The sequence below is a fragment of the Microbispora catharanthi genome, assembly GCF_006334915.2.
Taxonomy (GTDB): Bacteria; Actinomycetota; Actinomycetes; order Streptosporangiales; family Streptosporangiaceae; genus Microbispora; species Microbispora catharanthi.
Genome location: NZ_VDMA02000032.1, coordinates 1 through 22496 on the forward strand (window position 1 = coordinate 1; position 22496 = coordinate 22496).

Below are 22496 nucleotides of genomic sequence, written 5' to 3' on the forward strand. Positions count from 1 at the left end.
TCGTGGGGGCGGTGTCGGAGATCGTGCCGTTGACGACCGAGGCGGTGATGACCGATGCCTCGGCGGGGGTGGACGATGTGGGGTTGGTGCCGCACAAGACGACCACGACGGTGGCGATGGATTTCGGTCGGGTGTCGCTGGACCGGGATCTGATTTTGTATTTGTTCGGTACGCCGGGTCAGCATCGGTTCTGGTTCATGTGGGATGACCTGGTGCGGGGGGCGATCGGTGCGGTGGTGCTGGTCGACACGCGGCGGTTGGCCGACAGTTTTCCGGCGGTGGACTATTTCGAGGAGGCGCGTCTGCCCTTCGTCGTCGGCGTCAACGGCTTCGACGGGCAGTACACCCACGGGGAGGACGAACTGCGCGAGGCCCTGACGTTGTCGCCCCAGGTCCCGATCGTCCGCACCGACGCCCGTGACCGCGAATCGGTCAAGAGCACCCTGATCACGCTGGTCGAACACGCGCTGACATCCCACGTGAGCGCGGTCCGGTGAGGACCGGCAACGGGCCGGACCGGCGATCTCGCCCCGCCGGCACGGGCGTGAAGGGCGTGCGGGCGGATAGTCTGGGGAGACTGATGGTTCACCGACCCGTCCACTCGCTTCGAGGCTGGCCAAACACGTGTTCGAGACGCTTTCCGACCGGCTGACTTCGGTCTTCTCCTCCCTTCGGTCCAAAGGCAGGCTTTCCGACGCCGACATCGACGCGACCTGCCGCGAGATCCGCATCGCGCTGCTCGAGGCGGACGTCGCGCTGCCGGTCGTGAAGGACTTCGTGGCCCGGGTGAAGGAGCGGGCCCGCGGCGCCGAGGTCTCCCAGGCGCTCAACCCCGCGCAGCAGGTCGTGAAGATCGTCAACGACGAGCTCATCGAGGTGCTGGGCGGCGAGACGCGGCGGCTGCGCTACGCCAAGAACCCGCCGACCGTGATCATGCTGGCCGGCCTCCAGGGCTCCGGTAAGACGACCCTGGCCGGCAAGCTCGCCAAGTGGCTGAGCGACCAGGGGCACGCCCCGCTGCTCGTCGCCTGCGACCTGCAGCGGCCCAACGCGGTGCAGCAGCTCGCCGTCATGGCCGAGCGGGCCGGGGTGGCGGTGTACGCCCCCGAGCCGGGCAACGGCGTGGGCGACCCGGTCGCGGTGGCCCGGCAGTCGGTGGACCACGCGCGCCGCCAGCAGCACGACGTGGTCATCGTCGACACCGCCGGCCGCCTCGGCATCGACCAGGAGCTGATGAAGCAGGCCGCCGACATCCGCGACGCGGTCACGCCCGACGAGGTCCTGTTCGTGCTCGACGCCATGATCGGCCAGGACGCGGTGAGCACGGCTCGCGCGTTCATGGACGGCGTCGGCTTCGACGGCGTGGTGCTGACCAAGCTCGACGGCGACGCCCGAGGCGGCGCCGCCCTGTCGGTGCGGCACGTCACCGGCCGGCCGATCATGTTCGCCAGCACCGGTGAGAAGCTCGAGGACTTCGACGCCTTCCACCCCGACCGCATGGCGGGCCGGATCCTCGACATGGGTGACATCCTCACCCTGATCGAGCAGGCGCAGAAGACGTTCGACGAGCAGGAGGCCGCCAAGATGGCGGGCAAGCTCGTCTCCGGGGACGGCTTCACGCTGGAGGACTTCCTCGAGCAGATGATGATGGTCCGCCGCATGGGGCCCATCAAGAACCTGCTCGGCATGATGCCGGGCATGGGGCAGATGCGCGAGCAGCTCAACCAGGTCGACGACCGCGACCTGGACCGCATCGCGGCGATCATCCGCTCCATGACGCCCGGCGAGCGCCAGGATCCGAAGATCATCAACGGCTCGCGCCGGGCCCGCATCGCCAAGGGCTCGGGCGTGACGGTCACCGAGGTGAACAACCTGGTGGTCCGCTTCTTCGAGGCGCAGAAGATGATGAAGCGGGTGACCCAGGGCATGGGCATCCCGGGCATGCCCGGCGGGCGCAAGCAGAAGGCGCAGAAGCCCAAGAAGGGCCGCCGCGTCAGCGGCGACCCGCGCAAGGCCGCGCTCGGCAAGGCCGGCGCGAACGCGTCGTCCTCGGACGCTCCCAAGCTGCCCAAGGGCCTGCTCGGCAACCTCGGCGGCGGCCAGCTGCCCCCCGGCTTGGAGCTGCCGCCCGGCTTCGACCCGTCGAAGCTGAAGCTGCCCGGCCAGAACTGACGACCGGACCGCCCGCCCGCCGGTTCTCGGCGGGCGGCGGCTGTCTCGTCGCGTCCCGTGTTCTCCGAGGATCGCCGGTGTCGGTCAGAGGCCGGCGCGGTGTCCTCAGAGGCTCGCGCCTGGGGCCATCGGCCTGGCGTCGATCCTGCCGTCGTCGCAGACCGTCGCGGTGAACGGGACCTCCAGGTGCGCCACCTCGTCCGGCGGAATGATCATCAGACGGGCCGAGGAGGGGCACCGGGTCTCGTGCCCGCTCGGCACCACGGTCCAGTGGAGCCGGGCATGGGCGCTCGCCCCGGGGCGCAGCGTCACCCGATGCGGGGTGACGCTCTCGCGGCGGGTGCGCGTGCGCAGCACGTCGCCCCGGCCGTCGATGAGGACGAGCCCGACGAAGCCGTACACCCAGCAGGTCTTGCCCGACGTGTTGGTCAGCACGAGCGGCGCGTAGCGGTTGCCCGCCGCCGGGTCCTGCCGTCCCACCCGGGCCCGCAGGCCGGTCGTACGGCACCGCTCGGGGGCTGTGCCCGTGCTTCGTGTGCCCGTGGTTCGTGTGCTCGTGCTTCGTGTGTCCGTGGTTCGCGCCGCGGCGCCGTACCGGACGGACGCCACGCCGGCGGCGGTGGCCCGTCCCGTGTCCGCGGCGGGCGGGGTCGTCGTGTGCCGGGTCGTCGTCCTGGCCGGGGGAGCGGCGGCCGCGGAGGGCGTGGTGCCCGCGCCGCAGCCGGCGGCCAGCAGGGCGAGGGCCGCCACTCCGGCCGTGAGGGTCCTGTTCGCAACTCGCATGACTGTTGGACGGCCTGCCGGCGCGATCAGTTCGCATGCTCGTTCCGGAGCCATGGGCGCATCCGTGCCGAAATCAGGGCGGCGGCGGGACCGTCCTTTGCGGAGCATGGGGAATCATCTGGCAGAATGTCAGGCTGGAACATCGTGGCCAGGTGGGTGCCCTCTCACCCCCGCCGGTCGCGCCTGTCCCTCGGGCGGGCTCCCATCGTGCCCCACTCGATGAGACACCGCTCACCCACGCTCTAATGCAGGAGAGACCACACCCGTGGCAGTCAAGATCAAGCTCAAGCGGCTCGGTATGATCCGCAACCCGCAGTACCGCATCGTCGTCGCCGACGCCCGGAACAAGCGGGACGGCCGCGCCATCGAGGAGATCGGCCTGTACCACCCGAAGGAGAACCCCTCGCGCATCGAGGTGAACTCCGAGCGGGTGCAGTACTGGCTGGGCGTCGGCGCGCAGCCGACCGACCCGGTCCTGAAGATCTTCAAGCTGACCGGTGACTGGCAGCAGTTCAAGGGCGAGCCCGCCCCCACCACGCCGCTCCAGGTCGCCGAGCCCAAGCCGGACCGGCACGCGGCGTACGAGGCCGCCGCCAAGGAGTCGCTCTCGGGTGACGCCGGCGCCGCCGCCACCACGCCGAAGAAGGCCAAGAAGACCGTGAAGGCCGAAGAGACCGCCGAGGCCCCGGCCGCGGAGGAGAAGCCGGAAGGCGAGGCCTGAGGTGCTCGAGGAGGCCCTCGAGCACCTGGTCAAGGGCATCGTCGAGCATCCGGACGACGTCCGGGTCCGCGCACGGCGCATCCGCACCGGGCGCGTTCTCGAGGTCCGGGTTCATCCCGACGACCTCGGCAAGGTCATCGGCCGTGGCGGCCGTACGGCGAAGGCGTTGCGCACCGTCGTCAACGCGTTGTCGAACGGCAAGTACGTGCGGATCGACCTGGTTGACCTGGAAGAGGCGCGCTGAGCCGAACGACGCGTCCGGGGGGCCCCGCACAGGGGTCCCCCGGTGTGTTTTCCGGCTTCGAACCGGTCTCTTCCGGGGGTTTGCGGTGACAGATCGGTTCGGGCGGTGGCGTTCGGACCGTCGCGTAGAAGCCGCGTTGAAGCGGTAGCGGAGGTAGGCGACAAGTGCAGCTAGTCGTGGGCAGGATCGGCCGCCCGCACGGTGTGCGGGGCGAGGTCACGGTCGAGGTGCGCACCGACGAGCCCGATCTGCGCTTCGCTCCGGGGGTGGCGCTGGCCACCGACCCGGCGTCGGCCGGTCCGCTGACGGTGGAGCGGGCCCGGTGGCACAAGGGGATCCTGCTGCTGACCCTGGCCGGCGTGGAGGGCAGGGAGGCGGCGGAGGCGCTGCGCGGCACGCTGCTCGTCGTGGACTCCGCGGACCTGCCGCCGATCGAGGACCCCGACGAGTTCCACGACCACGAACTGATCGGCCTGACGGTGGTCACCACCGAGGGGGAGCGGGTCGGCGAGGTCAGCGACGTCCTCCACCACGGACAGGACCTGCTCGTGGTGGCCCGTCCCTCCCGCGACGAGGCGTACGTCCCGTTCGTCAAGGCGCTCGTGCCCGAGATCGACCTCGGCAAGGGAATCCTCGTCGTCGACGCCCCGCCCGGCCTGCTCGACGCCGCAGAGGCGGAGTAGGGGCCCGCAGATGCGCGTCGACATCATCTCGATCTTCCCGGAGTATTTCGCCCCGCTCGACGTCTCTCTCATGGGCAAGGCCCGCGAGCGCGGCATCCTCGACATCCACCTCCACCAGCTCCGCGACTGGACGCACGACGTCCACAAGACCGTGGACGACACGCCGTACGGCGGCGGCCCCGGCATGGTGATGAAGCCGGAGGTCTGGGGCGAGGCCGTCGACGCGGTGATCGAGGACGGACGCGCCGCCTCCGGGGGGGACGCGCTGCCCCGGCTGATCGTCCCCACGCCGAGCGGCAGGCCGTTCACCCAGGAAGTGGCGCTGGAGTACGCCGAGGAGCCGTGGCTGCTGTTCGCCCCGGCGCGGTACGAGGGCATCGACTCCCGCGTCGTCGCCGAGTACGGCGAGCGTCTGCGCACCGACGAGGTCAGCATCGGCGACTACGTCTTAGCCGGTGGAGAGGCGGCCGTCCTGGTCATGGTCGAGGCCGTGGGCAGGCTGTTGCCGGGGGTCCTCGGCAACGCGCGCTCCGTCGCGGACGACTCCTTCGCCCCGGGAGACATGGCCAACCTGCTGGAAGGCCCCGTCTACACCAAGCCGCCCGTGTGGCGGGGGCACGAGGTGCCGGAGGTCCTGCTGTCGGGCCACCACGGCAGGATCGCCCGGTGGCGGCGTGACGAGGCGCTGCGCCGTACGCTCGACCGGAGGCCGGAACTGGTCGCCAGGCTCGACCGGGACGGCCTCGACAAGCACGACCGGCGCGTCATCGAGGAGTTCGAGGAACGTCTCGAGGAGCGCCGTTCCGCCGCCGCGTCTCGCCCCGGGTTTCGCGCAGCGCCGGAAGATGTGGCAGACTGAGTCGCTGCTGCCTACTTCGGCATGGCCGGGTGCGCCCGGTCTGGACGTGGCAGACAAGACGTATCAAGCCAAGCACGCGTGTCCCCCTCGTCGCCGAGCCCTCGGGCCGGCCGGGTGGACCTCCGCGTGCCCATGTGAATGAGGAACCGCCGCCATGCACACGCAGATCCAGGAGATCGAGAAGGCTGCCCTTCGCAGCGACGTACCGGCTTTCCGCCCGGGTGACACGCTGGAGGTCCACGTCCGCGTCGTCGAGGGCAACCGGTCCCGCATCCAGGTGTTCAAGGGCTTCGTCCTGCGCCGCCAGGGCGGTGGCATCCGTGAGACGTTCACGGTCCGCAAGGTCAGCTACGGCGTCGGCGTCGAGCGCACCTTCCCGGTTCACAGCCCCGTGATCGAGAAGATCAACGTGGTTACCCGCGGCGACGTGCGCCGGGCCAAGCTGTACTACATGCGTGACCTGCGCGGAAAGGCCGCGCGCATCCGCGAGAAGCGCGAGGCGCAGCCGGCCGCCAAGTAAGGCTTTGGAGATCGTGGTCCGTGCCCCAGGCGCGGGCCACTTTCTTTTTGCCGGTGATGCGGTGTCCCCGGCGCTCGCCGTCGCGGACATCATCTAGGCTCAGCAGCGATGGCTAGCGAGGGACAGGGGCCGGGCACGCGTCGCCCTGCCGAGGACGGGGTGGACGTGGTCGCCGAAGACGTCAAGCAGAACGCCGAGGACGGGAAGAAGAAAGGCTCGTTCTGGCGGGAGTTGCCCGTCCTGATCGTGGTCGCCCTCGCTCTGGCCCTGCTGATCAAGTCTTTCGTGGTCCAGGCGTTCTACATCCCATCCGAGTCGATGGAGGACACGCTTCTCATCAACGACCGGGTGCTGGTGAACAAGCTGGTCTACCACGTACGCGACATCGAGCGCGGCGACATCGTCGTGTTCTCCGGCGTGGACTCCTGGGACCCCGAGGTGAAGCTCGAGGAACCGTCCAACCCCATCGCGGCCGGGCTGCGCTGGCTCGGCACCGCGTTCGGGGTCGTGCCGGGGGAGAAGGACTACATCAAGCGGGTCATCGGCGTGCCGGGCGACAAGGTCAAATGCTGTGACAAGCAGGGCCGGGTCACGGTGAACGGCGTGCCGCTGAACGAGAAGTCGTACCTGTATCCCGGCGACGAGCCGTCCGGGCGCGAGTTCGAGGTCACCGTCCCGCCGGACCGCCTGTGGGTGATGGGCGACCACCGCTCGGTGTCCTGGGACTCCCGCCTGCACATGGGCGACCCGGGCGGCGGCACCATTCCCGCCGAAAAGGTGATCGGCCGCGCGTTCGTCATCGTCTGGCCGTTCAACCGGGCCAAGATCCTGCCGATTCCGGAGACGTTCGCGCAGCCGGCGCTCCATGCCGCCCTCGGGGCCGCCCCGTTCGTCGCGGGCTTCGCGGGGGCCGTGCCGCTGGTGGCCCTGCGCCGGCGACTGGTGAGGCGACGAAGGACGTGACAGAGCCGGAGGAGGCAGCCGTGGGAGAGTCCGACGAGAGTCGCTTAGGCACCGCCGGGCCGGTCGGATCCGCCGACGTTTCGGAGGCACCGGCGGAGCCGGCGGCCGCGGGCGAGGCGGGCGAGGACGAGCGGACCGTCGGCGGGAAGAAGGACCGGCCCGCGAAGAAGAAGGGCTCCGGTTTTCTGGAGACCCTCATGTACGTGCTCGGCGGGGTCGTCGTCGCCCTGCTGGTCCACACCTTCCTGCTGCAGTCGTTCTACATCCCGTCGGAGTCGATGCAGAACACGCTCCTGGTCGACGACTACGTGGTGGTCAACAAGCTCGCGTACAAGCTCGGGCCGGTGGAGCGCGGCGACATCGTGGTCTTCAAGGGCTGGAACGGCGAGGACACGATCAAGCGGGTGATCGGGGTGGGCGGCGACCACGTGAAGTGCTGCGACGCCAAGCATCGCATCACCGTGAACGGGACGCCGCTGGACGAGGAGGGCAAGTACCTCTACCCGGGGGTCGAGCCCTCCGGCCGTGAGTTCGACGTGAAGGTCCCCAAGGGGCGGTTGTGGCTGATGGGCGACCATCGGAACAACTCGGCCGACTCGCGCTTCTACCCGGACGACGGGCACCAGGGCACGATCTCCGAAGACGACGTCACCGGGCGGGCGTTCCTGCGCTACTGGCCGCTGAACCGGATCTCGTTCCTCTCCCGGCCCGACACTTTCTCCGTCGTACGCTGATCTCACCTGCGGCTTTGCCGTCGGCGGTGGTTCCGGCCGTATCGCCGGTCCCGAATGGGGCGTAATCTGCTTGTCGTCATGACAGCTGCCTATCGCCCGCGCCCGAGTGTCGTACGACGGGACTCCGGACTCTACGGCTACGAGCGGGCCCTGGCCCGGCGGGGGTTCACGCCGGTCGCCGGGGTGGACGAGGCCGGTCGCGGCGCCTGCGCCGGGCCGCTGGTCGTCGCCGCGGTCGTGCTGGGGCGGGAGATCGACGGGCTGAGCGACTCCAAGCTCCTGACCGAGGCCGTGCGCGAGCGCCTCTACGAGCGGATCACGGCGACGGCCCGGGCCGTGAGCGTGGTCGTGATCCCTCCCGAGGAGATCGACTCGCGCGGCCTGCACAAGTGCAACGTCGCCGGGATGCGGCGGGCCGTCGCCGGCCTGGGGCTCGTCCCCGGTTACGTCCTCGTGGACGGCTTCCCGGTGGCCGGGCTGCCCGCGCCGTCGCTGGCCGTGTGGAAGGGCGACCAGGTCGCCGCGTGCGTGGCGGCGGCCTCGATCGTGGCGAAGGTGACGAGGGACCGGTTGATGCACGGGCTCGACGAGGTCTACCCGCAGTACGGCTTCGCCCTGCACAAGGGCTACGTGACCCCCGGCCATCGGCGGGCCCTGGCGCGGCATGGGCCGAGCCCCCACCATCGGTTCTCGTTCGTGACGGTGGCCAGGGTGACTCGTGGGACAAGGATCCCGGCCGGGGGCCTATGGACGGGGCAGGATGAGGACATGCGCGAGAATGAGGTTGGGACCGGTGTCGTCTGAACGGGTCGGCCTCGACAGTGGGATCCCGACGGGGAGTGGCAGAGGAGGACCTGGATGAGCGCGGAAGATCTCGAAAAGTACGAGACCGAGATGGAGCTGCAGCTCTACCGGGAGTACCGCGACGTGGTGGGCCTGTTCACCTACGTGGTCGAGACCGAGCGGCGCTTCTATCTCACCAACTCCGTCGATCTCGACGTCCGCACCGCCGAGAACGGCGATGTCTTCTTCGACGTCAAGATGCAGGACGCCTGGGTCTGGGACATGTATCGCCCGGCCCGCTTCGTGAAGAACGTGCGGGTTGTGACCTTCAAGGACGTCAACGTCGAGGAACTGGCCAAGCCCGACCTCGAGATGCCCAAGGAGGGCTTCTCCAGCTGATCGTGCGCGGCCTGTCCCCAGAACGGCGTTCGGCCGCTCGGCGCGAGCCTTCGGGGCGCATCGTCGTGGCATGCGTCTCGTCGCGTACGTGCTCGTACTGGTCCTGCTGACCGCGGCTCCCACCCGGCCATCGGGCGCCGTCCGGCCCGTGGCCGCCGGAGGCCGCATGACGCCGTACGCGGCCACGACCGCGAGGGCGCCGGGGGCTGTGAGGGTCCTGACCCACCGGCCCGCGGATCCGTCGCCGACGAGTGCGCCCCAGTCCGCCGATCCGTTGCCGGCGGGCGCGACCCGAACCGCGGACGCATTGCCGGCGAGTGAGCCCCGGCCCGCGGACGCCAAGACGTTCGGACCGGCTCGGTCCATCGGGCCGGTAGGCGAATCGCCGGCCGGGCCGGACCGGGCTCAGGACGCCGTGCCGGCGGTGACCGCCCGCTCTCGTGGGAACGCGCACCGGGTGGGGCCGGTCGCGCCGGGCCCGATGGGGCCGCGTGGAGACGCGTCCGGCTGGCGATGGCCGCTCGCCGGGCCCGCACATCCGATAAGGCGCTTCGATCCGCCCCCACAGCGGTGGCTGGCCGGTCACCGGGGTGTGGACCTGGCTGCTCAGCCCGGAGAGAAGGTCATGGCCGCAGGACCGGGAGTCGTCGGCCTGGCGGAGCGGGTCGCAGGCCGGGGGGTCGTGACCATCTCACATCCCGACGGCCTGCGCACCACCTACCTGCCGGTCCGGGCCGTGGTCCGGCCTGGCGACGTCGTCGCGGCAGGTCAGGTCATCGGCGTCGTCGAGGAGGACGCCGTCGCTCACTGCGCCGCCCCCTGCCTGCACTGGGGACTCTTGCGCGGACGTCTCTACCTGGACCCGCTCCTCCTGTTCGGCCGAGGGCAGGTCCGCCTCCTGCCCCGCCGGCCCGTCGGCGAGGCCCGCTGGCCGTCATGATGGCCGGGAGGTGTGACAGCCGGGCCCGCTGGTCCGGGCGAGGCTGACGAATGGTGCGCGTCCGCAGCGCCCAGGCGCGGTGCTCATGGGCGGTGCTCGGCTGCTTGGGCGCGCTGCTCAGAGGCGGTGCTCGGTTGCTTGGGCGTCAGGCGCGGGGATGAGCCTGGCGGTAGGCGGCCCGCAGCCGCTCGATGGACACGTGCGTGTAGATCTGTGTGGTGGCCAGGGAGGCGTGTCCGAGCATCTCCTGCACGGATCGCAGGTCGGCTCCGCCTTCGAGTAGATGGGTGGCGGCGGTGTGGCGCAGCCCGTGCGGCCCCATGTCGGGGGTTCCCTCGACCTGGGCCAGGCGGGCGTGCACGACACGCCGGACGGTGCCCTGGTCGATCCGGCCTCCTCGGACGCCGAGGAAGAGCGCGGGGCCGCTTCCCTCGCGAATCCACAGGGGCCTGCCCCGCACGCACCAGGCGTCCAGGGCCTGCAGGGCGGGCAGCCCGAAGGGGACCGTCCGCTCCTTGCGTCCCTTGCCCAGCACGCGGACCGTCCGGCGGTCCCGGTCCACGTCGTCCACGTCGAGGCCGCACAACTCGCTCACCCGCATGCCGGTCGCGTACAGCAGCTCCAGCATCGCCCGATCGCGCAGGTCCCTGGCGTCGCCCGGCCCCTGCGTGGACAGGACGGCCTCGGCCTCGGTCTGGTCCAGCACCTTCGGCAGCCGCCGTTCGGCCTTCGCCGTGCCGAGGAGCAGCCCGGGGTCGCTCGCCAGCCATCCCCGTCGGTGGCAGAAGGCGGTGAAGACCCGGGCGCAGGCGGAACGGCGGGCCAGCGTCCCCCTCGATCGTCCGGCCTGGTGCTGGTCCCCCAGCCAGTCACGCAGGACGGTGACGTCAAGAGCGGACACGTCATCGTGCCCGGCGGCCCTCATGTGCGCGAACAGCGAGGAGATGTCCCCGAGATACGCCCTCAGCGTGTGCGGCGACAGGTCCCGTTCGAGACGCAGATGCCGCTCGAACTGCTCAAGGACGGCGTCGAACTCCCCGAGTCCCTGCCCTTCGCCCGCTGCCACGACGTCGTCCTTCCCTCTCGCTTCCGGCCCGATGCGGGTGCGCCGGCGCCGCCCTGTTCCATCGCGCCCTGTCCCATTTCCCGGCTCGCGGCATCCGATGCGCGGGAGCGCGTCCCGTGAGCCCGGTGGGGAAGGAGAGGCCACGATCCGCATGCTAACCATCGGTCTCATCCCGGAATGCCGGCCGCCTGCACCGGCGCACGCTGCCGCCCACACGCGCTCCGCCCGCACCGGCGCGCGCTGCCCGCCCGGCCATCAGGCGGATGGTCTTGGCAGGAGGACGGGGTGGCGGCCGCCTGCACCGGCGCGGTCAGCACTCGCAATCGTGCGAGCGGGCCGACGACGCGCCGACAAGAGTCTCGCCGAGCACGCCATGATGACGGGCGCCGCCCGTCTATTGGCGCGCGGCAGGCCGCAGCCGCCACCCTCGATCCACGTTCTCCACGAACCCCGCGGCGGCCAGAGCGCCGAGGCAGGCGAGTGCCGTCCCGATGTCCACACCGGCGGCGACGGCGATCGCGGCGGGACCTGTGGCGCCGCGTGCGGGGATCGCTTCGAGCACACGCCTGGTCTCGTCGTTCAGCCCGTCCCGAGGCCGCACGGGCCCGCGTTGCTCCGGTGCGAGGTCGTCCCCGATGGAGCCGACCAACTCGATGATCTCCTCGGCCGAGGTGACGCAGACGGCCTTGCCCTGACGGATCAGGACGTGGCAGCCCGTGGAGACCTCCGTGGTGATGGGACCGGGCACGGCCATCAGCTGCCGGTTCAGGCCCCAGGCATGAGTGGCCGTGTTGAGCGCACCGCTGCGCGCGGCGGCCTGCACGACGACGGTCCCCCGGGACAGGGCGGCGATCACCCGATTGCGGATCAGGAACCGCAGCCGGGTGGGGTGTGCGCCCGGCGGCCACTCACTGATCACCACGCCCTGCCGGCGCACGGCACGGAACAGGTCCTCGTGCGCGCTGGGATAACACACGTCCGTCCCGCAGGCGAGCACGACGACCGTCGGCGTTCCGGACGCCAGCGCGCCCCGATGGGCGGCGCCGTCGATCCCGTAGGCGCCACCGCTGATCACCGTCCATCCGCGCCCGCCGAGACTCATCGCGAACTCGGCCGCCACGGTTGTGCCGTACGCGGTCGCGGCCCTGGCTCCGACCACGGAGACCGAGCGCAGGCAGGAGAAGCGCAGGTTCGCCCGTCCGTCCACCCACAGTCCGAAGGGCCTTGCGTCGCCGAGGTCGTCGAGCTGGGTGGGCCATTCGACGTCGCCCGGAACAACGAGCCGCGCTCCTCGCCGCATGCCCTGAGCCAGGTCGTCTGACGGGTCCGTGTAGCGGGCCGCCCAGGCGGCCGCATGCCGGCCGAGATCCAGGTGGCGCCTGGAAGCCTCGGCGCGGTCCTTCTCATCACGCGCGAAGCCAGGGTCGAGCACGCCGCGTCTCGCCTGCTCCATGGCGCCCACCGGACCATAGCGGGCGATCAACCGGCCCATCACCGCGTCGCCTGCCTCGGCCATCCGCATGATCGCCACGCGGGCCGGCCGTTCCGCCCTTCCGGGACCGGTGGCACCACCGGCGTCCCCAGCCGGGCCGGAGGCGTCTGCTGTCTGTGAGACGGACTTGCCGGCCGGCGCGTCGCCGGCGGTGGAGAACTCGGTCATTTCCATCAATCCACTCCGAGCCACAGTGCGAGGGCCGCCGACGTCTCGGCCTGGCCCGGACGGTCCTTGCAGGTGAGATCCGCGATCGTCCAAGAGATGCGGAGCACGCGATCCAGGCCGCGTGCGCTGAGCGTGCCCACGTCGAGACCTCGATGGAGCGGGGCCATCGCGGCGTCGGGCAGGCGGAAATCACGGTGCAACGCGGATGACGACACCTCCGCGTTGGTACGCCAGGGAGTGCCGGCCAACCGTTTGGCGGCTCGCTCGCGCGCCAGCCTCACCCGCTCGGCCACGGTCGCGCTGGTCTCCACGAAGTGCCGGTCCGCGAGCAACTCGGCGCGGGTGGCCCGGCCGATCTTCACTTTCACGTCGACGCGGTCCAGCAGCGGCCCGGAGAGCCGGTCGAGATAGCGGCGGCGGCCCGCCGGGGTGCACTTGCAGGGGTGTCCAACCGTTCCCTGCAGGCCGCACGGACACGGATTGGCCGCCAGGACCAGCATGAACCGGGCGGGAAACGTGACCGCGCCGACAGCTCGCGCGATGGTCACCGTGCCCGACTCGAGGGGTTGCCGCAGGGAGTCGAGCACGGTCGTTGCGAACTCCGGCGCCTCGTCGAGGAAGAGCACGCCTCGGTGTGCGAGCGACACCGCTCCGGGCCGCACGACGCCTCCGCTCCCACCACCTACGACGGCCGCCATCGTGGCGCTGTGATGCGGCGCCATGAAGGGGGGCCGGGTGAGCAGCGGACGCCCCGGCGGCAGCGTTCCCGCCACCGAGTGGATGGCCGACACCTCCAGGGCCGTCTCCTGGCCGAGCGGCGGCAGGAGCGTCGGCAGGCGCTCGGCGAGCATGGTTTTGCCGCTCCCCGGCGGGCCGAGCATCCAGAGGTTGTGCCCTCCGGCGGCGCACACCTCCAGCGCTTTGCGGCCCATCGGCTGCCCGGCCACGTCGCACAGGTCCGGCCCCGGTGCGCCCCGGTCGCCGCCGTACGGCCCTGCCGCACGCGACGCGTCCTCGACGCGCCCGGCGTACCCGCCATGCTCGGCGTGGTCAGCGTGGTCAGCGTGGTCAGCGTGGTCAGCGTGGTCGGCGTGGTCGGCGTGCTCGGCGTCCTGCGACAGCGAGGCGGCGTCCGCCACCACCGGAAGCCGATGCAGGTCGCCCGAGCGCAGCCACCCCACCAGTTCGGCGAGAGTGACGACGGGAACCACGGTGAGATCGGGCACGAGAGCGGCCTCGGCGGCGTTGAGCGCGGGCACCACGACCGTGCGCACCCCCGCCTCGGCGGCGGCGAGCGCGGCCGGCAGCACGCCTCTGATCGGCCGGACCCGCCCGTCGAGACCGAGCTCGCCGAGGAACATCGGCGCCGCGATCCGCTGCGCGGGCACGGCGCCGGCCGCGCCGAGCACCGCGATCGCGATGGCCAAATCGAAGATCGATCCTCGCTTGGGCAAGGTGGCCGGGGACAGGCTCACGGTGACCCGTGCGTCGGGCCAGGCGAACCTGCTGTTGATCAGCGCGGACCTCACGCGGCCCCGGGCTTCGCTGATCGCGGTGTCGAGAAGCCCGATGAAGTGTGTCCCGGCGATGCCGGGGCCCACATCGGCCTCGACCTCCACGAGGCGTCCGGTGACGCCCACGAGGCCGACGCAATGGGTCCGGGCGACGGGCATCTCAGACCACCCCGCGTTCGTGCCTGAGTGAGAAGTCGCCGGCGAACCGCTCGATCGCGATCACGTCGACCCGTATGCTGTCGAAACGCTCCGCGTGCATGGCCAGCCATCTGACGGCCAGCGTCCGCAGGCGCAGCAGTTTCTCACCGGTCACCGCCTCGAAGGCGGTGCCGTGGCTCCGTCCGGAGCGGGTCTTCACCTCCACGATCACCAGCGCGTTGCCGTCACGGGCGACGATGTCGACCTCGCCCTCCGCGCAGCGCCAGTTGCGGTCGAGTATGCGCATGCCCTTCGCCGTGAGAAAGGTCACGGCGAGTTGTTCACCCTGCCTGCCCAGCCGATCCTTCGCCGCCATGGGACCACCTCCGCCGCAGACACTCGCCGAAGCGGCCCCGGGCCCGTGCCACCGAACCTCTTTCTGTGGAAAAGCCCGCAGCGTGATTCGACGGCTGTGGACGGGCGGAGGAAATCGCAGGTGGGCCCGGTGAGGAGGCTCTCGTCGTCCACAGCCGAGGCCGGGAGCGGAAGCGGGAGGGGTGGCCGTGGGCAGACTGCGACCGGCATGGATACTTGCCCCGGTTCCCGGGAGGCGGCGCTGCCGTCATGGAGCACGCCGCCGGGCATCGGGCGCCGCAGGGCATCGGCAGTGAGGAGCCGGCAGTGACCGCGAAGCTGATCAGGGAATTGGGCGCGGGCGCCGGGGTCACCCTGCCCGAGGTCCGGGTCATCGGCGAGGACCCCGTCCTGCCGTCCGTCTTCCCCCTCGGCACGATGGCCGCGGCCTCGGCCGGCGCCCTGACCGCCGCCGTCGCGGCGTACGCCGCCCGCGCCGGGGAGTGCGGCGAGGAAGGGGCCGGCGGCCGGCGGCCCACTCGCGGCGAGCTCGGCGATCCGGATGTGACGATCGATGTCCGGCACGCCGCCGTGGCCTTCCAGAGCGAGAGGCATTTCCGCGCCGACGGGAAAGCCATGGACGTCTGGGCCGCGCTGTCGGGGGACTACCGCACCTCGGACGGCTGGATCCGGCTCCATTGCAACTTCGATCACCACCGTGATGCCGCCGTGCGCGCGCTCGGGCTGTCGCCCGGCTCGGGCAAGGAGGACGCCGCCAGGGCGTGCGCCGGCCGCACGGCGATGGAGATCGAGGAGGCGGTGATTCGCGAGGGCGGCTGTGCGGCGGCGATGCGGAGCAGGGCCGAGTGGCTCGCGCACCCCCAGGCGCGGGCGCTGGCCGGCCTTCCTCTCGTCGGCGTCTCCCGGTTGACAGGTGGGGACGGCCAGACGAGCGAGACCGGCCGCAGGGGGACAAGCCGCAGCGGGGCCGGCAGCGGTGGGACCGACAGTGGTGGGGCCGTTGGTGGGGCCGGCCGCGCGCGGGCCGGCCATATGCACGGCGGCCCCGGCAACGGCCTCCCGGCCGGGACGGCGCGGCCGCTCGGCGGCGTGCGAGTGCTCGACCTGACTCGCGTGATCGCCGGGCCGGTGGCCGCGCGGGCGCTCGCGGCGTACGGCGCGGACGTGCTGCGTGTGGGCGCCGCACACCTGCCCGAGGTGCCGGGGCTCGTGGTGGAGACGGCGTTCGGCAAGCGGTCGTGCCACATCGACCTGCGTTTCGAGGCGGACAAGCTGCGGGAGATGGTCCGTCAGGCCGACGTGGTCATCCAGGCGTACCGGCCCGGGGCCCTGCGGGCCAGGGGCTTCGGGCCGGACGGCCTCGCCGCTCTGCGGCCCGGCATCGTCTGCGTCGACATCTCCGCGTACGGCGCCCGGGGGCCATGGGCCTCAAGGAGGGGATTCGACAGCCTCGTCCAGATGGCATGCGGGATCGCCCACGAGAACGGCGACGGCCTGCGGCCGAGCCCGCTGCCCGCGCAGGCTCTCGATCACGGCACCGGCTACCTGGCCGCGTTCGGCGCGGTCGCCGCGCTGCTCCGGCGGGCGGCCGAGGGTGGCTCGTGGCACGTCGACGTGTCGTTGGCGAGGACCGCGGCGTGGCTCGACGATCTCGGCAGGATCGACGGGGCGGGGGTGCGGCAGCCCCGGGTGGAGGATCTGCTGGCGACGATGGACAGCTCCTTCGGCACGCTCACCTATGTGACCCCGCCCGGCGCCGTCGACGGTATGCGGCCGCACTGGACGAGCCCGCCGCCCCGCCAGGGGGAGCACCCCGCGGCATGGGCTCCGTCCCCCTGACGACAACCGTCCTCCTGACGACAACGGACGCCCGCCGGGCCCGGCCGTTGCAATGTCTGTGAGGCGTGCGCGGGAGCGCGCGGGGAGGCGGCGGGGCGATAGCCGGCGAGGCGTGTGCGCGCGAAGTCGGAGGGCCGGCAGGGCAATGCTCGGCGAAGGCCCTGTGCCAGCTGGTTCCGGCAGGCCGAGGGGGACCGGCGGGGCCGGTGGTGGTGTGACGGCGTGCTGATCCGGCAAGGGTCAACTGAAGGGGCGGATCCGGGTAGACTGTTCGACGGCCTGCTAGGCGGGCCGAATTCGCACGCCCACTCACGAGCCGCCTTCTCGGTCCGGACCGCGTCCGGTGAAAGCGGCACGGGGCGTCAGGGCGCGGGCAAGACGCCCGCGTGACCAACCGAGACCGTGCCCGAGGGCACACGACCATGGAGGACCATCACCATGGCCCCTGTCGTCACCATGCGGCAGCTGCTGGAGAGCGGCGTCCACTTCGGCCACCAGACCCGTCGGTGGAACCCGAAGATGAAGCGCTTCATCTTCACCGAGCGCAACGGCATCTACATCATCGACCTGCAGAAGTCGCTGTCGTTCATCGACCGTGCCTACGACTTCGTGAAGGAGACCGTCGCGCACGGCGGCACCATCATGTTCATCGGCACGAAGAAGCAGGCGCAGGAGTCGATCGTCGAGCAGGCGTCGCGCGTCGGCATGCCGTACGTGAACCAGCGCTGGCTGGGCGGCATGCTCACCAACTTCTCAACCGTGCACAAGAGGCTCCAGCGGCTGAAGGAGCTCGAGGAGCTCGACTTCGACAACGTGGCCGGCTCCGGGCTCACCAAGAAGGAGCTCCTGATGCGCCGCCGCGAGAAGGAGAAGCTGGAGCGCACCCTCGGCGGTATCCGTGACATGGCCCGCGTCCCGAGCGCGGTCTGGGTCGTGGACACCAAGAAGGAGCACATCGCGATCAACGAGGCCAAGAAGCTCGGCATCCCGGTCGTCGCGATCCTGGACACGAACTGTGACCCGGACGAGGTCGACTACCCGATCCCGGGCAACGACGACGCCATCCGCGCCGTCAGCCTCCTCACTCGCGTGATCGCCGACGCCGTCGCCGACGGTCTCATGACCCGTGCGGGTGCCGGCCGCGGTGACGAGAAGCCCGCGGGCGTCGCCGCCGCCGAGCCGCTGGCCGAGTGGGAGCGCGAGCTCCTCGAGGGCGGCGAGGCCGCCCCGGCCGCCGAGACCGCCGAGGCCCCGGCCGCCGAAGCTCCGGTCGCCGAGGCTCCGGCCGCGGAGGCTCCGGCCGCCGAGGCTCCGGCCTCCGAGCAGCCCGCGCAGGGCGAGCAGGCCTGACGAACGACCACGGATCCCCGCCGGGCGCGGCGCCTCCGGCCGGCCGCGACGGCGGGGATCTCCCAGGGAACGACCTGGTTCCGGTGCGGTAGGGCCACGCCCGCCGCGCTGAGGGCTTCACCGGGTGGGCGCTCGGCACGGGTGCCCACCCCCCAGACGATTCGCATCCGGGTCCCGAAGAGGAAATTGGACAATGGCTTCCGTAAACATGGCCGACGTCAAGCGGCTTCGCGAGCTGACCGCCGCCGGCATGATGGACTGCAAGAAGGCGCTCGAGGAGTCCGAGGGCGACTTCGACAAGGCCGTCGACATCCTGCGTCTGAAGGGCGCCAAGGACGTCGGCAAGCGCGAGGCCCGCACCGCGTCGAACGGCCTGGTCGCCGTCAAGCACGAGGGCGACTCCCTCGCGGCGCTTCTTGAGCTCAACTGCGAGACCGACTTCGTCGCCAAGAACGAGCGTTTCCAGGAGCTCGCCGCCGACATCGTCGCGCACATCGTCGCGACCAAGCCCGCCGACGTGCCGACCCTGCTCGAGTCCGAGCTGAACGGCAAGACCGTCAAGGAGCTGCTCGACGAGGCCAACGCGGCGCTCGGCGAGAAGGTCGAGATCCGCCGGTTCGCGCTGCTGGAGGGCGGCTTCATCACCTCCTACATGCACAAGACCGACCCGCAGCTCCCGCCGGCCGTGGGCGTGCTCGTGCAGCTCGACACGCCGAACGCCGAGGTCGCCAAGGACATCGCCCAGCACACCGCCGCGATGGCGCCGAAGTACCTCAGCCCCGCCGAGGTGCCCGCCGAGGTCATCGAGAAGGAGCGGTCGCTGTTCGAGCAGATGACCCGCGAGGAGGGCAAGCCCGAGGGCGCCATCCCGAAGATCGTCGACGGCCGGGTCAACGGCTGGTACAAGGACTTCACCCTGCTGGAGCAGGCGTTCGTGAAGGACAACAAGAAGACGATCGCGAAGTTCGCGGACGAGGCCGGCGTCAAGGTCCTGGCCTTCACCCGCTACAAGGTCGGCCAGGCTTAGGCTTACTGCCAGGAGCTTTTCGACCCGCGCTACATCCGAGGAGGCCGCCGCCGTGCAGGAGAACACCAGACCCGCCACGCCGGCGGCTTCGTCGTACGACGGGCCGCTGCGCTGGAAGCGGGTGATGCTGAAGCTGTCGGGTGAGGCGTTCGCGGGCGGGGAGTCCCTCGGGATCGACCCGCGCGTCGTCGCCCAGCTTGCGGACTCGGTCGCCGAAGCGGTCCGTGAGGGCGTGCAGGTGGCGGTCGTCGTCGGCGGCGGCAACATGTTCCGCGGCGCCGCCCTGTCGCAGGGCGGGATGGACCGCGCCCGGGCCGACTACATGGGCATGCTCGGGACTGTCATCAACTGTCTCGCCCTGCAGGACTTCCTGGAGAAGCGCGGCATCGACACCCGTGTGCAGACCGCGATCACGATGCAGCAGGTGGCCGAGCCCTTCCTGCCGCGCCGCGCGATCCGCCACCTGGAGAAGGGCCGCGTGGTCATCTTCGGCGCGGGGCTCGGCTCGCCGTTCTTCTCGACCGACACCTGCGCCGCACAGCGCGCGCTGGAGATCGGCGCCGAGGCGTTGCTCAAGGGCACCCAGGTCGACGGCGTGTACGACTCGGACCCGCGCAAGAACCCCGACGCGGTCCGATTCGACCAGCTTGATTACGGTGAGGTGCTGACGCGGGGCCTCGGGGTCATGGACGCCACCGCGATCAGCCTGTGCATGGACAACGGCCTGCCCATCGTGGTCTTCGATCTCATGGGCGAGGGCAACATCCTCCGGGCGGTCCGTGGTGAGAAGATCGGCACGCTGGTGAGTCCGGCAGGGAAGTAGGGAGCCGCAGTGATCGACGAAACCCTCCTCGAGGCCGAGGAGAAGATGGACAAGGCGGTGACGGTCGCCAAGGACGACTTCGCGAGCATCCGCACCGGCCGTGTGACGCCCTCGATGTTCAACAAGATCAATGTTGACTACTACGGGTCGCCGACGCCGATCCAGCAGCTCGCGTCGTTCCACGTCCCCGAGGCGCGCATGGTGCTCGTGCAGCCCTACGACAAGGGCTCGCTGACCGCGGTCGAGAGGGCCATCCGCGACAGCGACCTCGGCGTCAACCCGAGCAACGACGGCACCGTGATCCGCGTGGTGTTCCCCGAGCTGTCGGAGGAGCGCCGCAAGGAGTACATCAAGGTCGCCCGCAACAAGGCGGAGCACGGCCGGGTGTCCGTACGGAACATCCGCCGGCACGCCAAGGAGACCCTCGACAAGCTCGTCAAGGACGGCGAGGCCGGCGAGGACGAGGTCCATCGCGCGGTCAAGGAGCTCGACGACCTCACCCAGAAGCACGTCGCGAAGATCGACGAGCTGCTGAAGCACAAGGAAGCCGAGCTGCTCGAGGTCTGACGTCGCGGCCGGAAAGCGGGCCGTACGGCACGACCGTGATCCTTGTGCCGCACCGCGCGAGCGGAGCGGCGCAAGGATCACGCGTATATAGAGAGTTGGGACGCTGTGGACGGAACTGCTGCCGCCGGCGACCGGAACCCGGTGGGGGGCCCGGCGGGCCCCTCCGGCGCCGGACACGGCCCCGAGACGGGGAGTCGCACCGGCGCCGGTCAGGCGTCCGCGCCGAACGCCCTCGGCGGCGCCGGCACGGGCCGTGACGCCGGACAGAGCGGCGTCACCGGACCCGGCACCGATTCCGCCGCCGATTCCACTCCCGAGGCCGGCCGGGCTGTCACGCCGAACGGTCTCGCGGACCCGGCGGGCACGGGCGCCCCGGGCGGCACGTCCGGCGATGCCGCCGAGAAGCCCTCGGGCCGCACGGGCCGCAACCTCCCGGCAGCGGTGGGGGTCGGCGTCGCGCTCGGCGCGGCGGTCATCGGCTCGCTCTACACCGTCAAGGTCGTCTTCCTCGTCGTGGTCCTGCTGGCCGTCGGCGTCGGCATACACGAGATCGTCAAGGCGTTCGGCGGGTTCGGCATCCGGGTGCCGCTGCCGCCCCTGCTGGCCGGCATGGCGGCCATGGTGCTCGGGCCCTACTGGGGCGGCACGTCGTTCCTGGTCGGCGCGTTCGGCGTGACCGTGATGGTGCTGCTGGCCTGGCGCATGTTCCAGGGCGCCGAAGGCTTCGTCAGGGACGCGACCGCCGCGGTGTTCGTCGCCGTCTATCCGGCGCTGCTCGCGGGGTTCGTGCCGTTGCTGCTGGCTCCCGAGGACGGGCCGGACCGCGTGATCGTCTTCGTCGTGGTCACCGTGTGCAGCGACATCGGGGGATATTTCGCCGGGATCTTCTTCGGCAAGCACCGGATGTCGCCGCACATCAGCCCGAAGAAGACCTGGGAGGGCTTCGCCGGGTCCACCCTCGCCTGCGTCGTGGGCGGCGCGTTACTGGTCCACTTCCTGCTCCAGGGCGAGTACTGGGAAGGCGCCGTCGTCGGCCTGGCGGGAGTCGTGTGCGCGACGCTCGGCGACCTCGTCGAGTCGGTGATCAAGCGTGACATCGGCATCAAGGACATGGGCACGTTGCTGCCTGGGCACGGCGGGGCGATGGACCGCCTCGACTCGCTGCTGTTCACGCTCGTCCCCGTGTGGCTGCTGCTCACGCTCCTGGTCCCGGTCGCCTGACCCGCCGGTCCGGGTCCCGGCCCGGCGCCCCACGCGTCAGATCCGGCTGGTCATCGCCAACCGTTCGCTGATCGCGCGATGGCCGCGATCGGCCACGAGGCGGAGTTCGGACTCGGTGAGCGGAAGCAGCCACAGCCACCGTACGGCGTCACCGCCAAACATGAATCCCGACATGTCCGGCAGCCCGGGCGGGTCCATCAGCATGAGCACCCCCTGGTGCCCGCCGTCCAACGGGAACGTGACCGGGTTCTGGAACCAGCGGGCCGTGTGCCCGTGCCCCAGCCATGTCACCGAGCGCCACGGATACTGCCCGAGCCAGGCGAACAGCCGTGCGGCGACCCTCGGATCCTGCCTGGTCGCCAGCGCCAGTTCCACCCGGCACGCCGTGTCGTACATCTCCGCGGCGGGCATCCGCTGGCAGCTCATGCCGACCGTGGACAGCACCGTGTAGTCCCGCGTGAACGTGGGCGGGCGCTCGCTGACGCCCACCAGGGGGAACCGGTCGCCGCCGACGTCCCAGTAACGGCCGGGCGTCCCGAGCCTGCTGTCCAGGTGGCCGAGCACGAACTGCTGGTAGGTGGCCCAGCTGCCCTCCGCCTGCCGCCACTGCCAGTACGCGCGGGCCCTCGCCATCCGGGGGGACAGGCCCTCCAACGCCTCGCCGAGCGGCCAGGCGAAAGGCGACTCCCCGACGGCGTCCCGCGCGTACCCGGGCATGCCGCGCTCCATGTCGGCCCACGCCGGAATGACCGCCAGGAGCGTGTCGTTCTCGTACAGGGCGACGCCGTCGCCCTCCTCGAACCACAGCACCGACAGGGACTCCGCGTCCAGGGGCGGCCGGCCGGAGGGATGCGCGGTGTGCGCCTCGGGCATCACCGGCGGCAGCCCGGCGTCGGCCCGGCCGAGATCGGCCTCGGCGGGCGCGGGGACGTGGTTGGCCAGCCAGACCGCTCCGTGGACGATCCCCTTCGCGCCACGAAGGTAAGCTACGGAGGAGGTCCGGTCGGCTTCGATCGTCAGTGTGCGGCTCCCGTAGGGGTTGGTGCTGGTGAGCACGACAGTGGTGTCCACACCTCACCTCTCGTACGCCTCCGGGATTCGACCGCCAGACAGAA

General features: G+C 71.1%; 24 protein-coding genes. 18 read left to right on the plus strand and 6 right to left on the minus strand.

Translation table 11 applies throughout. The features are described from left to right. Positions 1-2: 2 nt before the first annotated feature. Both FH610_RS38375 and ffh read left to right on the plus strand, forming a co-directional pair. Positions 3-497, plus strand: a complete 495-nt coding sequence (locus FH610_RS38375) for a GTP-binding protein (RefSeq protein ID WP_240809440.1) — start codon at positions 3-5, stop codon at positions 495-497. Between the two features lie 127 nt (positions 498-624). Then, positions 625-2172, plus strand: coding sequence for a signal recognition particle protein (gene ffh / locus FH610_RS38380; protein WP_139580151.1), 1548 nt, complete (start codon positions 625-627; stop codon positions 2170-2172). A gap of 105 nt (positions 2173-2277) precedes the next feature. Here ffh and FH610_RS38385 read toward each other — a convergent pair whose 3' ends face one another. Then, positions 2278-2955: a DUF4232 domain-containing protein gene (locus FH610_RS38385; RefSeq protein WP_139580152.1), complete on the minus strand. Its 678-nt coding sequence runs from the start codon at positions 2953-2955 to the stop codon at positions 2278-2280. A 265-nt stretch (positions 2956-3220) separates the two neighbouring features. On the opposite strand from FH610_RS38385, the gene rpsP reads away from it, so the two are divergent. The 10 genes from rpsP to FH610_RS44915 all read left to right on the plus strand — a co-directional run bounded on the left by rpsP (position 3221) and on the right by FH610_RS44915 (position 9801). Then, a complete protein-coding gene (rpsP, locus tag FH610_RS38390; protein WP_139580153.1) occupies positions 3221-3676 on the plus strand; it encodes a 30S ribosomal protein S16 in 456 nt (151 codons plus the stop codon). Between the two features lies 1 nt (position 3677). Then, on the plus strand, positions 3678-3920 hold the full coding sequence (locus tag FH610_RS38395) for an RNA-binding protein (protein WP_079320659.1): 243 nt from the start codon (positions 3678-3680) through the stop codon (positions 3918-3920). Between the two features lie 164 nt (positions 3921-4084). Then, on the plus strand, positions 4085-4603 hold the full coding sequence (gene rimM / locus FH610_RS38400) for a ribosome maturation factor RimM (RefSeq protein WP_139580154.1): 519 nt from the start codon (positions 4085-4087) through the stop codon (positions 4601-4603). Between the two features lie 10 nt (positions 4604-4613). Continuing rightward, the gene (gene trmD, locus FH610_RS38405) at positions 4614-5462 is read left to right on the plus strand and encodes a tRNA (guanosine(37)-N1)-methyltransferase TrmD (protein WP_139580155.1); all 849 of its coding nucleotides are present in this window, start codon (positions 4614-4616) and stop codon (positions 5460-5462) included. 154 nt (positions 5463-5616) lie between these two features. After that, positions 5617-5982, plus strand: coding sequence for a 50S ribosomal protein L19 (rplS, locus tag FH610_RS38410; protein WP_139580156.1), 366 nt, complete (start codon positions 5617-5619; stop codon positions 5980-5982). A 108-nt stretch (positions 5983-6090) separates the two neighbouring features. Then, positions 6091-6945 (plus strand): signal peptidase I, encoded by an 855-nt coding sequence (gene lepB, locus FH610_RS38415; protein ID WP_139580157.1) that lies wholly within the window; start codon positions 6091-6093, stop codon positions 6943-6945. A 20-nt stretch (positions 6946-6965) separates the two neighbouring features. Beyond that, complete coding sequence (lepB, locus tag FH610_RS38420; RefSeq protein ID WP_240809441.1) at positions 6966-7679, plus strand: signal peptidase I; 714 nt, start codon at positions 6966-6968, stop codon at positions 7677-7679. Between the two features lie 78 nt (positions 7680-7757). After that, entirely contained in the window at positions 7758-8483 is a 726-nt protein-coding gene (locus tag FH610_RS38425; RefSeq protein ID WP_139580158.1) for a ribonuclease HII, read from the plus strand. 54 nt (positions 8484-8537) lie between these two features. Further along, positions 8538-8861, plus strand: a complete 324-nt coding sequence (locus tag FH610_RS38430) for a DUF2469 domain-containing protein (RefSeq protein WP_030511723.1) — start codon at positions 8538-8540, stop codon at positions 8859-8861. 70 nt (positions 8862-8931) lie between these two features. Next, positions 8932-9801 (plus strand): M23 family metallopeptidase, encoded by an 870-nt coding sequence (locus FH610_RS44915; RefSeq protein WP_240809442.1) that lies wholly within the window; start codon positions 8932-8934, stop codon positions 9799-9801. A 145-nt stretch (positions 9802-9946) separates the two neighbouring features. Here the strand turns inward: FH610_RS44915 and FH610_RS38440 are convergent, their stop codons facing one another. The 4 genes from FH610_RS38440 to FH610_RS38455 form a co-directional block, all read right to left on the minus strand. Next, positions 9947-10867 carry a tyrosine recombinase XerC gene (locus FH610_RS38440; protein WP_240809443.1) on the minus strand — a complete coding sequence of 307 codons (921 nt, stop codon included), beginning with the start codon at positions 10865-10867 and terminating at the stop codon, positions 9947-9949. 394 nt (positions 10868-11261) lie between these two features. Continuing rightward, the gene (dprA, locus tag FH610_RS38445) at positions 11262-12527 is read right to left on the minus strand and encodes a DNA-processing protein DprA (RefSeq protein ID WP_139580160.1); all 1266 of its coding nucleotides are present in this window, start codon (positions 12525-12527) and stop codon (positions 11262-11264) included. 5 nt (positions 12528-12532) lie between these two features. Further along, on the minus strand, positions 12533-14200 hold the full coding sequence (locus FH610_RS38450; protein WP_139580161.1) for a YifB family Mg chelatase-like AAA ATPase: 1668 nt from the start codon (positions 14198-14200) through the stop codon (positions 12533-12535). Between the two features lies 1 nt (position 14201). Further along, positions 14202-14555, minus strand: coding sequence for a YraN family protein (locus FH610_RS38455; RefSeq protein WP_139580162.1), 354 nt, complete (start codon positions 14553-14555; stop codon positions 14202-14204). Positions 14556-14860: 305 nt separating this feature from the next. Between FH610_RS38455 and FH610_RS44040 the strand changes: the two genes are divergently transcribed. The 6 genes from FH610_RS44040 to FH610_RS38485 all read left to right on the plus strand — a co-directional run bounded on the left by FH610_RS44040 (position 14861) and on the right by FH610_RS38485 (position 21381). Beyond that, the gene (locus FH610_RS44040) at positions 14861-16393 is read left to right on the plus strand and encodes a CoA transferase (RefSeq protein ID WP_205826363.1); all 1533 of its coding nucleotides are present in this window, start codon (positions 14861-14863) and stop codon (positions 16391-16393) included. A 438-nt stretch (positions 16394-16831) separates the two neighbouring features. Then, a complete protein-coding gene (gene rpsB / locus FH610_RS38465; RefSeq protein WP_139580163.1) occupies positions 16832-17743 on the plus strand; it encodes a 30S ribosomal protein S2 in 912 nt (303 codons plus the stop codon). A gap of 193 nt (positions 17744-17936) precedes the next feature. Continuing rightward, on the plus strand, positions 17937-18770 hold the full coding sequence (tsf, locus tag FH610_RS38470; protein ID WP_139580164.1) for a translation elongation factor Ts: 834 nt from the start codon (positions 17937-17939) through the stop codon (positions 18768-18770). A 52-nt stretch (positions 18771-18822) separates the two neighbouring features. Beyond that, positions 18823-19593 (plus strand): UMP kinase, encoded by a 771-nt coding sequence (gene pyrH / locus FH610_RS38475; protein WP_030511713.1) that lies wholly within the window; start codon positions 18823-18825, stop codon positions 19591-19593. A 9-nt stretch (positions 19594-19602) separates the two neighbouring features. Then, on the plus strand, positions 19603-20160 hold the full coding sequence (gene frr, locus FH610_RS38480) for a ribosome recycling factor (RefSeq protein WP_139580165.1): 558 nt from the start codon (positions 19603-19605) through the stop codon (positions 20158-20160). 105 nt (positions 20161-20265) lie between these two features. Beyond that, complete coding sequence (locus tag FH610_RS38485; protein WP_240809444.1) at positions 20266-21381, plus strand: phosphatidate cytidylyltransferase; 1116 nt, start codon at positions 20266-20268, stop codon at positions 21379-21381. Between the two features lie 36 nt (positions 21382-21417). On the opposite strand, the gene FH610_RS38490 is transcribed toward FH610_RS38485, so the two are convergent. After that, positions 21418-22452 (minus strand): suppressor of fused domain protein, encoded by a 1035-nt coding sequence (locus FH610_RS38490; protein ID WP_139580166.1) that lies wholly within the window; start codon positions 22450-22452, stop codon positions 21418-21420. Positions 22453-22496 lie beyond the last annotated feature (44 nt).